This is a genomic window from Blautia sp. AM29-29, assembly GCF_003480555.1.
Lineage (GTDB): Bacteria > Bacillota > Clostridia > Lachnospirales > Lachnospiraceae > Fusicatenibacter > Fusicatenibacter saccharivorans.
Genome location: NZ_QUJD01000005.1, coordinates 38,043 through 51,284 on the forward strand (window position 1 = coordinate 38,043; position 13,242 = coordinate 51,284).

The 13,242-nt window shown below is 51.2% G+C and carries 11 protein-coding genes and 1 pseudogene; 8 read left to right on the top strand and 4 right to left on the bottom strand.

Annotated features, from left to right (window positions below; translation table 11 throughout):
- Window positions 1-5: 5 nt before the first annotated feature.
- From DW769_RS04800 to DW769_RS04815, 4 genes are all read left to right on the top strand, one after another.
- Entirely contained in the window at window positions 6-1,583 is a 1,578-nt protein-coding gene (locus DW769_RS04800) for an ABC transporter substrate-binding protein (RefSeq protein WP_118750033.1), read from the top strand.
- Window positions 1,584-1,611: 28 nt separating this feature from the next.
- Window positions 1,612-2,394, top strand: coding sequence for an ABC transporter ATP-binding protein (locus tag DW769_RS04805; RefSeq protein WP_117802393.1), 783 nt, complete (start codon window positions 1,612-1,614; stop codon window positions 2,392-2,394).
- Complete coding sequence (locus tag DW769_RS04810; RefSeq protein WP_117802335.1) at window positions 2,395-3,153, top strand: ABC transporter ATP-binding protein; 759 nt, start codon at window positions 2,395-2,397, stop codon at window positions 3,151-3,153.
- Window positions 3,154-3,254: 101 nt separating this feature from the next.
- On the top strand, window positions 3,255-4,664 hold the full coding sequence (locus DW769_RS04815; RefSeq protein ID WP_118750034.1) for a Sapep family Mn(2+)-dependent dipeptidase: 1,410 nt from the start codon (window positions 3,255-3,257) through the stop codon (window positions 4,662-4,664).
- Window positions 4,665-4,773: 109 nt separating this feature from the next.
- On the opposite strand, the gene DW769_RS04820 is transcribed toward DW769_RS04815, so the two are convergent.
- The 4 genes and pseudogenes from DW769_RS04820 to DW769_RS04825 all read right to left on the bottom strand — a co-directional run bounded on the left by DW769_RS04820 (window position 4,774) and on the right by DW769_RS04825 (window position 7,719).
- Window positions 4,774-6,474, bottom strand: coding sequence for an ABC-ATPase domain-containing protein (locus DW769_RS04820; RefSeq protein ID WP_118750035.1), 1,701 nt, complete (start codon window positions 6,472-6,474; stop codon window positions 4,774-4,776).
- Window positions 6,458-6,583, bottom strand: a complete 126-nt coding sequence (locus DW769_RS17385) for a DUF6783 domain-containing protein (RefSeq protein ID WP_416822207.1) — start codon at window positions 6,581-6,583, stop codon at window positions 6,458-6,460. Before DW769_RS17385 ends, DW769_RS04820 begins: the two co-directional genes overlap by 17 nt.
- A 22-nt stretch (window positions 6,584-6,605) precedes the next feature.
- Window positions 6,606-6,695, bottom strand: a pseudogene (locus DW769_RS17390) (DUF6783 domain-containing protein); the annotation flags it as partial.
- A 10-nt stretch (window positions 6,696-6,705) separates the two neighbouring features.
- The gene (locus DW769_RS04825) at window positions 6,706-7,719 is read right to left on the bottom strand and encodes a LacI family DNA-binding transcriptional regulator (RefSeq protein WP_118700031.1); all 1,014 of its coding nucleotides are present in this window, start codon (window positions 7,717-7,719) and stop codon (window positions 6,706-6,708) included.
- 351 nt (window positions 7,720-8,070) lie between these two features.
- Between DW769_RS04825 and DW769_RS04830 the strand changes: the two genes are divergently transcribed.
- The 4 genes from DW769_RS04830 to DW769_RS04845 all read left to right on the top strand — a co-directional run bounded on the left by DW769_RS04830 (window position 8,071) and on the right by DW769_RS04845 (window position 13,046).
- Window positions 8,071-9,471 (top strand): L-fucose/L-arabinose isomerase family protein, encoded by a 1,401-nt coding sequence (locus DW769_RS04830; protein WP_118750036.1) that lies wholly within the window; start codon window positions 8,071-8,073, stop codon window positions 9,469-9,471.
- 5 nt (window positions 9,472-9,476) lie between these two features.
- The gene (locus DW769_RS04835) at window positions 9,477-10,310 is read left to right on the top strand and encodes a transketolase (RefSeq protein WP_118750037.1); all 834 of its coding nucleotides are present in this window, start codon (window positions 9,477-9,479) and stop codon (window positions 10,308-10,310) included.
- Entirely contained in the window at window positions 10,307-11,239 is a 933-nt protein-coding gene (locus DW769_RS04840) for a transketolase family protein (protein WP_118750038.1), read from the top strand. The genes DW769_RS04835 and DW769_RS04840 overlap by 4 nt, the downstream gene beginning before the upstream one ends.
- 319 nt (window positions 11,240-11,558) lie before the next feature.
- Window positions 11,559-13,046, top strand: coding sequence for an FGGY-family carbohydrate kinase (locus DW769_RS04845; RefSeq protein WP_117509783.1), 1,488 nt, complete (start codon window positions 11,559-11,561; stop codon window positions 13,044-13,046).
- Window positions 13,047-13,242 lie beyond the last annotated feature (196 nt).

Below are 13,242 nucleotides of genomic sequence, written 5' to 3' on the forward strand. Positions count from 1 at the left end.
GGAACATGAAAACAAAATACTGGAAAAAAACGATATCATTTTTAGCGGCAGTCTGTTTAAGCGGCAGTCTGCTTGCCGGATGTGGAAGTCAGAAAAGTGCGGACAGTACGCAGACAGAGAACAGCGAAAAAACATTTGTATTTGGTGATACCACTTTTAACCCGGAAAATGAGGAAGCCGATGTCAATCCGCATAATACCTATGCCGGCTGGGCCTGTATCCGATATGGAATTGGGGAAACGCTGTTTCATTATTCCGATGCCATGGAAATTGAGCCATGGCTGGCAACCGAATATGAAAATCCGGATGATCTGACCTGGATCATCACACTGCGGGACGATGTTTCGTTTTCCAGCGGACGAAAAATGGATGGAGAAGCAGTAAAAGAATGTCTGGAACATCTGATCGAGGTTCATGAGCGTGCCAGAGGAGATCTGATGATTGACTCCATTACGGCAGAAGGTCAGACAGTCACAATCAAAACGCAGGTTCCAAAACCGACGCTTTTGAACTATCTTTCCGACCCGTATGGATGTATCATTGATATGCAGGCGGGCATTACAGAGGATGGCATCGTAACAGGAACCGGACCGTATCAAGTCGTATCTCTTACATCCGGGGAAAAACTGGAGCTTAAAAAAAATGAAACCTACTGGGATGGGGAACCGGGATTTGATCAGATTACGGTTCGCACCATCTCGGACGGCGACACACTTACCATGGCACTTCAGTCCGGAGAGATTGATGGCGCCTATGGAATGCCGTATGCAAGCTACCCGCTGTTTGAGAATGATGATTACACATTTTCGAGCTGTGCCACAAGCCGTGCGTTCTTTGCCCATATGAACTTTGAAAGCCCGATCATCCAGGATGAGGCAGTGCGGAAAGCAATTGCAATGGGAATCGACAAAGAAGGGTTTGTTGAGACGCTTCTGGATGGAAACGGTTATGCGGCAGTCGGTGCGTATCCGGATAATTTCTCTTTTGGAGGAGATGCCGTACAGGCAGAATCCTATGATCCGGCGGGAGCCGAAAAAGTGCTGGAGGATGCCGGATGGGTGGACCGTGATGGAGATGGAATCCGGGAAAAAGACGGAGAAAAACTGTCGATCCGCTGGCTGACGTATCCAAGCCGTCAGGAACTGCCGCTTCTTGCAGAATCGGCTCAGGCAACCTTAAAAGAAATCGGAATCGATGTGTCCATCAACAGCACGGCAAATCATAACAGTCTGCGAAAAGATCCGACGGCATGGGATGTTTATGCAAGTGCAATGGTAACGGCGCCGACGGGAGATCCGGAGTATTTCTTTACGACACACTGTCTGGACAGTTCGGCGGTCAACAACGGACATTACCATTCTGACAGGCTGGAAGAGCTGGAAAAAGAAATGGCAGTTACCTTTGATACAGAAAAACGAGGAGAACTGGCGGTCCAGATGCAGCAGACGATCCTGGACAATCATGCTTTTGTGTTCTGTTCACATCTGAAAATGAGCATGATTTCACGGTCAGATATAACCGGACTGACGGCGCATCCCTGCGATTTCTATGAGATTACCGCAGACCTGAAACCGGCAGAATAATATGTGGGAAGAGCAAAAAGGAGAAAGAATGGAAGAACTGCTGTCTTATTCGCATGTCGATATCGCTTTTCGGGGAAACACCGTGGTACATGACGTCAGTTTCGAACTTCATCCGGGAGAAATTCTTGGCATTGTGGGCGAATCCGGAAGCGGAAAAAGTACCTTGCTGAAGGCTGCAATGGGTTTACTTGGAAGGGACGGAATGGTAACCCGGGGAGATATTTTTTTCCGCGGGCAGGACATACCGGATCTGCCGGAAAAACAGCTGCGGACCATCTGCGGAGCAGGAATCGGCATGATATTCCAGGATGCGGGCGCTTCGTTAAGTCCCATACGTACCATTGGTGCGCAGATCCGGGAGAGCATGGCCGTCCATAAAAAAATAACGAAAGCAGAGGCGAAAAGGCAGGCACTGCAGCTGTTTGAAAAGATTGGCCTGGAAGACGGGGAAAGAATCTGGAGAAGCTATCCGTTTGAACTTTCGGGAGGCATGAAGCAGAGAGTGGGAATTGCCCTTGCCATGCTGATGGAGCCGCCGGTTCTGCTGGCCGATGAACCGACAAGCGCATTGGATGTGGCCGTACAGAAACAGGTGGCAGAGGAGATGCTCCATCTGCGGGAAGTATTTGGAACCGCAATCGTTCTGGTGACACATGATATCGGGGTTGTATCAGCCATGGCAGATACCGTGCTTGTGTTAAAAGACGGCTGCGTGGCAGAGTATGGTACTGCAGAACAGGTGCTAAAGGAACCGCGCCGGGAGTACACCAAAAATCTGCTGGCGGCAGTTCCCAGACTTTGGAGGAAATAAATGGAACCAATTTTGAAAGTTTCCGATTTGACCAAAACGTTTGAAGACAGAAAAAAGGAAAAATTTTATGCGGTAGATCATGTTTCCTTTCAGATGATGCCGGGGCAGACGCTTGGAATTGTGGGTGAATCCGGAAGCGGGAAAAGTACGCTGGCCAGACTTTTGTGCTGTCTTGAAAAGCCGGACGGCGGCGTACTTTCCCTGTGCGGCCAAGAGATCGGAGATACGAAACGAAAAAAAAATCGAGAGGTCTGCCGGAAAATTCAAATGGTTTTTCAGGATCCGGTCAGCTCTTTCGACCCGCGCCGGACGCTGGGGGAAGGGATCGGGGAAAGTCTCAGAAATGCCGGAGTTCCCCGGAAAGAAGCAGAGAAGAGGGTAAGGCAGCTGCTGGAGCAGTGCGGTCTTCCGGAAGAGTTTGCAAAACGATATCCGCATGAGGTAAGCGGCGGTCAGTGCCAGCGTGCAGCGATTGCAAGAGCACTGGCGATCGAGCCGCAGATTCTGATCTGTGATGAGGCGACGTCTGCACTGGATGTCGCCGTGCAGAAACAGATCATGGAGCTTCTGGATCTGCTGCGGAAGGAAAAACATCTGACAATTTTATTTATCTGTCACAATCTGGCACTGGTACAGTCCTTCTGCGATCGGATTCTCGTCATGAAGCAGGGAAAAATGGTAGAAGAAGGAACACCGGAGGAAGTGATCTGGCATCCGAAACATCCGTATACCAAATTACTGGTAGATTCCGTGTTATAAGTTTGGAAAGGAAGAGCAGAAAATGTGGATTTTCTGCTCTTTCTGCGTTATGATAGAGAAAAGCGGCAAGAGCGCCGGAAAAGAAAAGGAGAAAACTTGCGATGCGAAAAGAAGAGTTAAAAACATATATCGAAAACCATGAATCGGAGATGATCGAAGACCTGAAAAGCCTGATCCGGATTCCAAGCGAAAAACAGGCGGCAGAGCCAGGCAAACCATTCGGCGCACCGGCGGCAGAAGCACTGGCGCAGGGAATCGAAATTCTGGAAAAATACGGCTTTGCCGTAACCAACTACGACAACTACGCGATTGCAGCTGACTTTAATCAGGAAGAAAAGGGCCTTGATATTCTCGCCCATCTCGATGTCGTACCGGCAGGCGAAGGCTGGCAGGAGACCGATCCATTCACCCCGCTCATCAAAGAAGGAAAAATGTTCGGCCGCGGAACCGCAGACGACAAAGGACCGGCGATCGCAGCTATCTACGCAATGCGCGCTGTCAAAGAACTCGGTTACCCATTAAAGAAAAATGTCCGTCTTGTCCTCGGTTCCGACGAGGAGTGTGGAAGCTCTGACCTCGAATATTATTATAAGAAAGAAGTGGAAGCACCATGCACCTTCTCACCGGATGCCGAATTCCCGGTCATCAACATTGAAAAAGGCGGCATGCGCGGCCACTTCGAAAAAACATCCGATGCCGGAACGACAGGCGTGCGCCTCGTATCCTTACAGGCCGGCACCAAACTGAACGTTGTACCAGGCAAAGCATATGCAGAGCTTGCCGGCATGGCAAAAGAAGACCTGAAAGCCTGCGCTGACGAGACTGAGCAGAAGACCGGCGTTTCCTTCGTTCTGGAAGACACCGAAAACGGCAATATAAAAATCACCGCCTGCGGTGCCTTCGCCCACGCATCCACCCCGGAAATGGGTAACAACGCACTGACCGCACTGCTGCAGCTTCTCGCATCTGTTGGAATGGAAGAGAGTGAACTGAAAAACGACATCAGTTTCCTTGCAAAAGTTTACCCGCACGGCGACGGCAAAGGCGCAGGCCTCGGTGTCGCCATGTCAGATGAAGAGTCCGGCGAGCTCACCTTAAGCCTCGACCTTATGAACTACGACGGTAAAACCTTGACCGGTTCCTACGACTGCCGCGCCCCGATCTGCGCGACAAAAGAAAGCCTGTACGATACCGCCGGGCAGAACATGAAAAAAGGCAGCTTCTCCATGGAAGGCAGCGGAATGTTCCCACCACACCACGTCCCGGCCGACAGCCCGTTTGTCCAGACCCTGCTGCAGTGCTACACGGATGTCACTGGAAAACCAGGCAAACCATTTGCGATCGGCGGCGGAACGTATGTGCATCATCTGAAAAACGGCGTTGCGTTTGGATGCGCAGACCTTGAAGTCGACAACCGTATGCACGGAGCAGACGAGTTCGTGGAAATCGAATGCCTGAAAGAATGCGTTGTGATCTTCGCGGAGGCGATTCTGCGGATCTGCGGGGAATAAATAATTGAAAAATAAAAGATAAAAAAGATCTTCAGCCAAACCGATAGATTCTGAAAAGAACAAGGTTTGCCTGAAGATTTTTTATGGCTCTGAATTGCTAAAAATTTTCTCAGAACCGCAGTTCCCTGCACCGGTTCAGACATGCAAAGATTTCCTGCCGTCTCGGCCGTGCCAGGTCGCTGGGTCTTCCAGGAGCGAGAAGAGAAGCAAGGCCTTTTTCATCCATCTGTTTTTCCAGCAGATCCACCACCTGCACCAGTGTTTTCTTACCGTCCATCTTGTGCTCCGCTGCTTCTAAAAGAAGCGCAGCCAGCCCGTTCAGCTGTTCACTGTCCGTGAGCTGTTCCACGGCGCGCAGATCCGTCAGAGATTTGTTGATGAGGATGGATTCTCGTCCCATCACTTTGACTTTCGTGCGGTCACTTCCCGTCAGGCCTTTACCCGGCTGCGGGCAGCGGTGAAAGGCTGGAACGGAAAAGGGGCGCACGGAGGCAGTAAACGGCGGAAATTCTGCGGCTGTGGTTTTTGCGCGATCCGTAATGTCATAAGGAACGTATTCTTTCATCTGAATGACAGTGTCTGCCACGTGGAAGTAAGAACCGGAGCTTCCGGCAACAAGAATGGACGAGATCCCGAGCTTCTCATACAGATCCCTTACGCGGCTGATAAACGGTGTGATCGGTTCCTCGCTGTCGGCAACGACGCGCTGCATCAGCTCATCGCGCACCATAAAGTTGGTGGCGGACGTATCCTCATCGATCAGAAAGAGGCTCGTGCCGGATTCGATGCCCTCGATCACGTTGGCAGCCTGCGAGGTGCTTCCGCTGGCATCGGCGGTCGAGAATGAAGTCGTATCACTCTTTCCGGGAAGATTGTGGATGAAGAGGGAGATATCGACGTTGCTGATGCTTCTGGAGTCCTCGGAGCGGAGCTTTCCGGCGCTTGCATCGGTGATGACATATTCACGGCCGTCCCCGGCGATGTGGTTGTATACGCCGCGCTCAAGCGCCTGCAGCAGGGTGGATTTTCCGTGGAAGCCTCCGCCTACGATCAGTGTGACACCGAGTGGAATTCCCATGCCGGAAACAGGTCCGCGGTTCGGAAGATCAAGGGTAATGCGCAGGGATTCCGGTGAGATAAACGGAACGGCGTGCTTCATCGGCAGATCGGAAACACCGGTCTCGCGCGGGAGAATGGAGCCGTCGGCGATGAAGGCAGTGAGTCCTTTTTCTTTTAATGCGGCGCGGATCGCCTGCTGGTCCTCACAGAGATAGGCGACATTGGCACATGCTTTTGGATCCAGAGCACGGTAGAACAGCGATTTTTCTACGCAGCCGGGCAGAAAGTCGAAAAGAATGCGGATCAGCTCCTGCGAGGCGATGGTGCGGCCGTTGGCTGGAAAGCCGATTTCCATGTTGACGATAAGACTGCCGTCGGAAGGATTCAGAACACAGGCAGTACGCTCAAGAATTTCCTGCCCGCAGCGGCTTATCCCAAGCAGACCACTTTTGCCGGAGCCCTTTGCGCGGAACGAATACGGTGCGATGGTGCGCGCAAACTGGCGCAGCAGGTAATCCTGGAGGGCGACGCGCTTTTCATACGTATCATAGAGTGATGCCGGGAAAGCGGCAGATCTTCCATTCACATGAACGCTGACGCGCGATGGAGCGGCGAACGGATCGCCCTGCACGTGGTCGATGGAGAGTGTGTAGCGCGGAAATTGATAGGCACCGCGGGTAGATTTATAGGCGGGATAGCTTTTGTGATTGATACTGAATAAAAGCTGTTTCAGGTCATTTGCAGATTGCATGAAAAAAACTCCTTTCAAAATAAAAAAGGTGAGGCTGCCGTACAGAGCATGTCTGAAAATGGCTTTTCGCAAGCTGCGAGTTCCAGGTGGTGGGAGATTTTGTCCGAATGAGGGCGGCTTAAACCCGCTACGGCAACCGAATGAGGGCAAAATCTCCCACAAAGTGGGGCTTGCAGCTTGCGGAAATGATTTTTCAGACACGCGCTGGACGACAGCCTCATCCAAAAAGCTTTAACGTCTGGAAACACTCTGGCGTTTCACCAGCTTGGTTGCCATGCACATTTTCAGACATTCGCGTTTCGGATCGGCTACGCGGTCAAGCAGGCGCTGGACAGCGGTGGCTCCAAGCTCGCGTTTTCTGACCTTCATAGTGGAAAGTGGCGGAACCATCATATCGCACATCGGAACGTCATCAAAGCCGATGATAGAGACATCCTCCGGGATGCGGTAGCCGTTTTCACGCAGTGCACGCATGGCGGCCGCCGCGATGATGTCATTATCGGCAAAGTAAGCATCCGCGATCGGCGCTTTCGACTCGAGAAGGCGCAGCATGTCGCGGTAGCCTTCGTCTGAGGTCGGGGAAACCGGGTGGACATATGGATGTGAGGTGCTGATACCGTTTGCACGGAGCGCTTTGTAGTAGCCGTCGGCGCGTTCGGAGAAGTTGCTGATGTCGAGGCTCGAGTGAAAGTAGCCCACGTTTTTGTGTCCGCACTGAATCAGATAATTCGTGGCGTTGAACGCCCCCTGGATGTTGTTGATCAGAACGCAGTCGTAATCGAGCTCATCGTAATAGCAGTCCACGACAACGATCGGAACAGAAAAATCGCGGAACTTGCGGAAATCGGACGGAGCCATTTCGGTTGCAAGAAGAAGAATGCCCTCACAGTCCACAGCGCGGAGTGCATCGAGCTGGCTGTCAATATCCATGGTCTCATAAAAATAGGAGATATGAAGCGCACAGCCCTGGCGGGTGCATTCGGTGGAGATTCCTTCGGTCAGCTGGGAGAAAAACGGCGTGTCGGCAGCGACCTTTCCGTGCTTTTTATAATTGACCAGCTGAATAATGCGGGAGGAAGCGCCGGAGGCTTCAGTTTTTTTCGGCGCATAGCCATACTCGGCTGCGGTTTTTAAAACCAGCTCTCTTGTGGCATCGCTGATGCCGGGTTTGTTATTGAAAACCATAGAAACCGTGGCAGGCGATACGTTGATCAGCTTTGCCAGTTCTTTCGCAGAAATATTCATAAGATTTCAGCTCCTGTTCGATAAAATCAGCCCGCATGGTGCTTTCGTTTGTTTTGTGCATGCGGGATGTTGAAATTTATTTCAGTATTTATCTGAAAAATATTAAACTTATGCATTGATTTTAATATGAATTAAAAAAGAAGTCAACTTCTGAACTGTAAAAAAATGAAATATGAAGAAATGCATAAAAACAGCCATTCTTTTTTGTATAAATTACTAAAAAAGATTTAATAAAGCTGAATAGATGTTGACAAGTTCAAAAGAATTTAGTAATATAAGAGCCATAAAGAACAGAGAAATTCAAGACATAATTTAGCAGAGTTTAAAGAAAATTAAGTGGAGGAAATGAATATGAAATCAATTAAGATCGGATTTGCACCTACGAGAAGAAGCATTTTCAGTGCCCCGGATGCCGTAAAATACGCCAACCTGACGAGAGAGCGTTTAAAAGAGCTCGGCGTTGAATTTGTCGATATCACAGACATCAATGAGGAGGGTCTGTTTTACGATGAGGCGGACCGTGAGAAAATCCAGGAGAAATTCCGCCGTGAAAACGTAAAGGGAATTTTCTTCCCGCACGGAAACTTCGGAACGGAATATGTCTGTGCAAGACTGGCAAAGGAAATGGGGCTTCCGGTACTCCTCTGGGGACCGCGCGATGAGAGACCGGATGAAAACGGTGTGCGTCTCCGCGACAGCCAGTGCGGCCTGTTTGCAACCGGAAAAGTGCTGCGCCGTTTTGGTGTTCCGTTCACCTATATGACGAACTGCCGTCTGACCGATCCGGAATTTGAGCGCGGCATCAAGGATTTCCTTGCTGTATGTAATGTGGTAGATACCTTCCGCCACACCAGAATCCTTCAGATCGGACCGCGTCCGTTCGATTTCTGGTCCACCATGTGCAATGAGGGCGAGCTGCTGGAAAAATTCAACATTCAGCTTTCCCCGATTCCGCTTCCGGAACTGACTGCGGAGATGAAAAAAGTAAAAGCAGAGGGCAGCGAGGTGGAAAAAGTCGTTGCTTACTGCGACACTAATATGTGTGTAAAGATCAAACTGGAAGAGCTGGAAAATGTAGCGGCTCTGAAGGTTGCGATGAAGAATCTGGCTGCAAAATATTCCTGCAATGCTATCGCGATCCAGTGCTGGAACGCACTGCAGGGTGAGATCGGCATCATGCCGTGTGCGGCAAACTCCCTGCTGAACGAAGAGGGAATTCCGGTTGTCTGTGAGACCGATATCCATGGCGCCATTACCGCTCTGATGGTGGAGGCTGCCGGCAGAAACGATAAGAGAAGCTTCTTTGCCGACTGGACGGTGCGCCACCCGGACAACGAGAACGGCGAGCTGCTTCAGCACTGCGGACCGTGGCCGATTTCTGTTGCACAGGAAAAACCGACGATCGGTTATCCTCTGGCATTCAGCCATCCGGGCGCTGTAGAGGCGCAGGCAAAATTAGGCGAAATGACACTGGCGCGTTTCGACGGAGACAACGGAGAGTACTCCCTGCTGCTTGGAAATGCAAAAGGTGTCGAGGGACCTTATACGAAGGGAACCTACGTATGGGTTGAGGTACAGAACCTGAAACGCCTGGAGGCAAAAATCGTGGAAGGACCGTACATCCACCACTGTGTCGGTATCCACGAGAACGTTGTGCCGGTTCTGTATGAAGCATGCAAATACATCGGCATTGCCCCGGATTTATATGATCCGATTGAGGAAGATGTCAAAGCATATTTAAGAGGAGAATGAAAATCATGAGTGAATACAAGGAATTGAGTTGTCTGGCGTATGATCTGCGGAAGAAAGTAGTGGAAATGGTAGTTTCCGGCAAGGGCGGCCACATTGGCGGTGACATGAGTGTCATTGATGTGCTTGTAGCGCTGTATTTTAAAGAGATGAACATCAGCCCTAAGAACATGGACGACCCGGACCGCGACCGTTTTGTAATGAGTAAAGGTCATTCCGTTGAGGCATATTATGCAGTACTTGCGGCAAAGGGATTCTTCCCGATAGAAGAGGTCATCGAAAAATTCTCCAAATTCGGCAGTCCGTACATCGGCCATCCGAACAATAAACTGCCGGGCATCGAGATGAATTCCGGTTCTCTCGGCCACGGACTTCCGGTCTGCGTGGGAATGGCGCTGGCAGGAAAAATGGATAAAAAAGATTACCGTGTCTACACCGTTATGGGTGACGGCGAGCTGGCAGAAGGCTCTGTCTGGGAGGGCGCAATGTCCGCAGGAAACTACAAGCTGGACAACCTGTGTGCCGTTGTAGACCGCAACCGTCTGCAGATCTCCGGAAATACCGAGGATGTCATGAAACAGGACAGCCAGGAGGAGAGATGGGCAGCGTTCGGATGGAATGTTCTTTCCGTACCGGGCAACGATATGGACGCGCTCGTTCATGCGTTTGAGCTGGCGAAACACTGCAAGGGAAAACCGACGGTTATTATTGCAAACACAACGAAGGGCTGTGGTTCTTCCGTGATGGAAAATAAGGCGGAGTGGCATCATAAAGTGCCGACACCGGAGGAAGTAGAACAGATCATGAAGGATCTGGATGAGAGAAAGGAGGCACTGTCATGAATAAGATTCCAAACAGACAGGCCATTTGCGAGGTTTTAATGAAACATGCCGAGACGGATAAAGATATCGTGGTGCTCTGCAGCGATTCCAGGGGAAGTGCTTCCCTGACACCGTTTGCAAATGCGTATCCGGAGCAGTTTGTGGAGATGGGTATTGCAGAGCAGGATCTGGTCAGCGTTTCTGCCGGTCTTGCAAAATGCGGCAAGAAAGCATTTGCGGCATCTCCGGCGTGCTTCCTTTCTACAAGAAGCTATGAGCAGGCGAAAATTGACTGTGCATACTCCAACACCAATGTAAAGCTGATCGGCATCAGCGGCGGTGTGAGCTACGGCGCACTCGGTATGAGCCATCATTCTGCACAGGACATCGCAGCAATGGCAGCTATTCCGAACATGCGCGTTTATCTGCCAAGCGACCGCTTCCAGACAGCAAAACTGGTTGAGGCGCTTCTTACCGATGAAAAACCGGCTTATATCCGGGTGGGAAGAAATGCCGTTGCGGATATTTACAGCGAAGAAAATACCCCGTTTGAGATGGATAAGGCGACGGTTCTCTCGGAAGGCACCGATGTTTTACTGATAGCCTGCGGTGAGATGGTCCGCCCGGCGCTCGATGCAGCTGCTATGCTGAAAGAAGAGGGAATCAGCGCAGGACTGCTCGATATGTACTGTGTGAAACCGCTGGACAAAGAGGGTCTGGTAGAGGCTGCAAAGAAGGCAAAAGTTGTCATTTCGATCGAAGAGCACGCTCCATTCGGCGGTCTTGGATCGATGGTGAGCCAGGTGGTCGGTGCGGAGTGCCCGCGCAAAGTCGTTCCTATGTCTCTGCCGGATGCGCCGGTGATCACGGGAACTTCCAAAGAAGTATTTGACTATTATGGACTGAATGCCGAGGGCATTGCAAAAAAAGCGAAAGAATTACTGGCTTAACCAGAAATGGAATCAGCGGTGAATGTGATAGCCCGCAGGGAACTGTAAACTGCCGCAGGTCTGCGTATGCCATGTTCCTGCGTGCCCGGGCGGAAGAAAATCCGGGAACGCAGGAACTTTTTCTATATAATCAGGAATAAATCGTTCTGCGGAAGATGTTGGAATGTGTGGTAATCGCCAAAGATCTTGCCTATAGGGGCAGGGTGAATGCTGCGACAATAGAAAATGACGCATGGTGTGTTGAAAAACAGGGTGTATTCAGCGTTATTCGAGATGGGAATCTGGATATTTATAAAATTTTAGGAATGGAGCTGAAAAAATGGAGAAAAGGTATATCATCGGAATTGACCAGAGCACGCAGGGAACGAAAGCGCTGCTCTTTGACGGGGTGGGACATTTACTCCGCCGTACCGACCTGCCGCACCGGCAGATTGTCAATGAAAAGGGATGGGTGTCCCATGATCTGAATGAGATTTACCGGAATACCGTACAGACGGTAAAAATGCTGGTGGCAGAGTCCGGTGTTGCACCGGAAACAATCGCCGGAATCGGCATCAGCAATCAGCGTGAGACGACGGCGATCTGGGACAAGGCGACCGGGAAACCGCTGGAAGAGGCCATTGTATGGCAATGCGGACGCGCAAGCGGGATTGCGCAGGAGATTGCGGAGCAGGGGCACGCAGAGGAGATCCGCGAGGCGACGGGTCTGCAGCTTTCGGCTTATTTTCCTGCTGCAAAGATGGCGTGGCTGCTTCGAAACGGCGGAGAAGAAAGACAGAAACGTGCTGCAGACGGGGAGCTCTGCCTTGGCACCATCGACAGCTGGCTGGTTTACAAGCTGACGGGGGATCATGCATTTAAGACGGATTTTTCAAATGCGTCGAGAACGCAGTTGTTTAATCTGAAAACACTGGCGTGGGATGAGAAGATCTGCGAGATGTTCGGGATTCCGGCTTGTGCGCTGGCCAGGGTGTGTGATTCCGATGCGGTGTATGGAACCACGACGATGGAAGGATTGTTTTCCGAGCCGGTTCCGATCTGTGGTGTATTAGGCGACTCTCATGCGGCTCTGTTCGGACAGGGCTGTTTAAAACCGGGCATGATCAAGGCGACGTACGGAACGGGTTCTTCGCTGATGATGAACATTGGAGACAAGCCGATTCAGAGCAGCCACGGCGTTGTGACTTCGCTTGCGTGGGGAAGAGGCGGCAAGGTGGACTATGTGCTGGAAGGCAACCTGAACTACACCGGAGCTGTGATTACCTGGCTGAAGGATGACCTGAAGCTGATTTCTTCGGCAAAAGAGACGGAAGGACTGGCAGGGGAGGCAAATCCGGCAGACCGCACGTATCTGGTTCCGGCATTTACCGGGCTTGGCGCGCCGTACTGGGATGAGAAAGCAACGGCATCGATCAGCGGAATTACCCGCACCACAGGAAAAGCTGAGGTGGTAAAAGCGGCACTCGATTGCATTGCCTACCAGATCACCGACCTTGTCCGTGCGATGGAGCAGGATACCGGCATGCGGATCGAGGAACTCCGTGTAGACGGCGGCCCGACACGAAACGGATATCTGATGCAGTTCCAGAGTGATATTACGAATAAACGCGTAAATATTCCGGACGCGGAGGAGCTTTCCGGGATTGGAGCGGCTTATATGGCGGGTATTTCGGCAGGTGTGTATGATCTGGAGAAGCTCGCGGGAAATATGAAACGAAGTGTGTATGAACCGAAGATGGACGATGAAATCCGGGAGAAAAAATATGCCGGATGGAAAGCGGCGGTCGACGGGGTATTAAGTAAATAGGGGACGGACGGTGTAAAAGGCCTCCCGCCCCACAGAGCACAAGTCCCCGGACAGGCACTGTTTCGGAGGGCAAGAGGCTCTGTGCGGCGGGAGATTTTTTGCGCCTGACGGTGGGATGACGAAGGGGGGACGCGGGCATTACTGTGCACTCGGCAAATACGCGTTTGCGATAAGAAAACGAAGACGCATACGTGCG

Coding starts and splice junctions, on each gene's coding strand:
- DW769_RS04800 (WP_118750033.1), top strand. CDS start 6: ATGAAAACAAAATACTGGAAAAAAACGATATCATTTTTAGCGGCAGTC.
- DW769_RS04805 (WP_117802393.1), top strand. CDS start 1,612: ATGGAAGAACTGCTGTCTTATTCGCATGTCGATATCGCTTTTCGGGGA.
- DW769_RS04810 (WP_117802335.1), top strand. CDS start 2,395: ATGGAACCAATTTTGAAAGTTTCCGATTTGACCAAAACGTTTGAAGAC.
- DW769_RS04815 (WP_118750034.1), top strand. CDS start 3,255: ATGCGAAAAGAAGAGTTAAAAACATATATCGAAAACCATGAATCGGAG.
- DW769_RS04820 (WP_118750035.1), bottom strand. CDS start 6,474: ATGCAATCTGCAAATGACCTGAAACAGCTTTTATTCAGTATCAATCAC.
- DW769_RS04825 (WP_118700031.1), bottom strand. CDS start 7,719: ATGAATATTTCTGCGAAAGAACTGGCAAAGCTGATCAACGTATCGCCT.
- DW769_RS04830 (WP_118750036.1), top strand. CDS start 8,071: ATGAAATCAATTAAGATCGGATTTGCACCTACGAGAAGAAGCATTTTC.
- DW769_RS04835 (WP_118750037.1), top strand. CDS start 9,477: ATGAGTGAATACAAGGAATTGAGTTGTCTGGCGTATGATCTGCGGAAG.
- DW769_RS04840 (WP_118750038.1), top strand. CDS start 10,307: ATGAATAAGATTCCAAACAGACAGGCCATTTGCGAGGTTTTAATGAAA.
- DW769_RS04845 (WP_117509783.1), top strand. CDS start 11,559: ATGGAGAAAAGGTATATCATCGGAATTGACCAGAGCACGCAGGGAACG.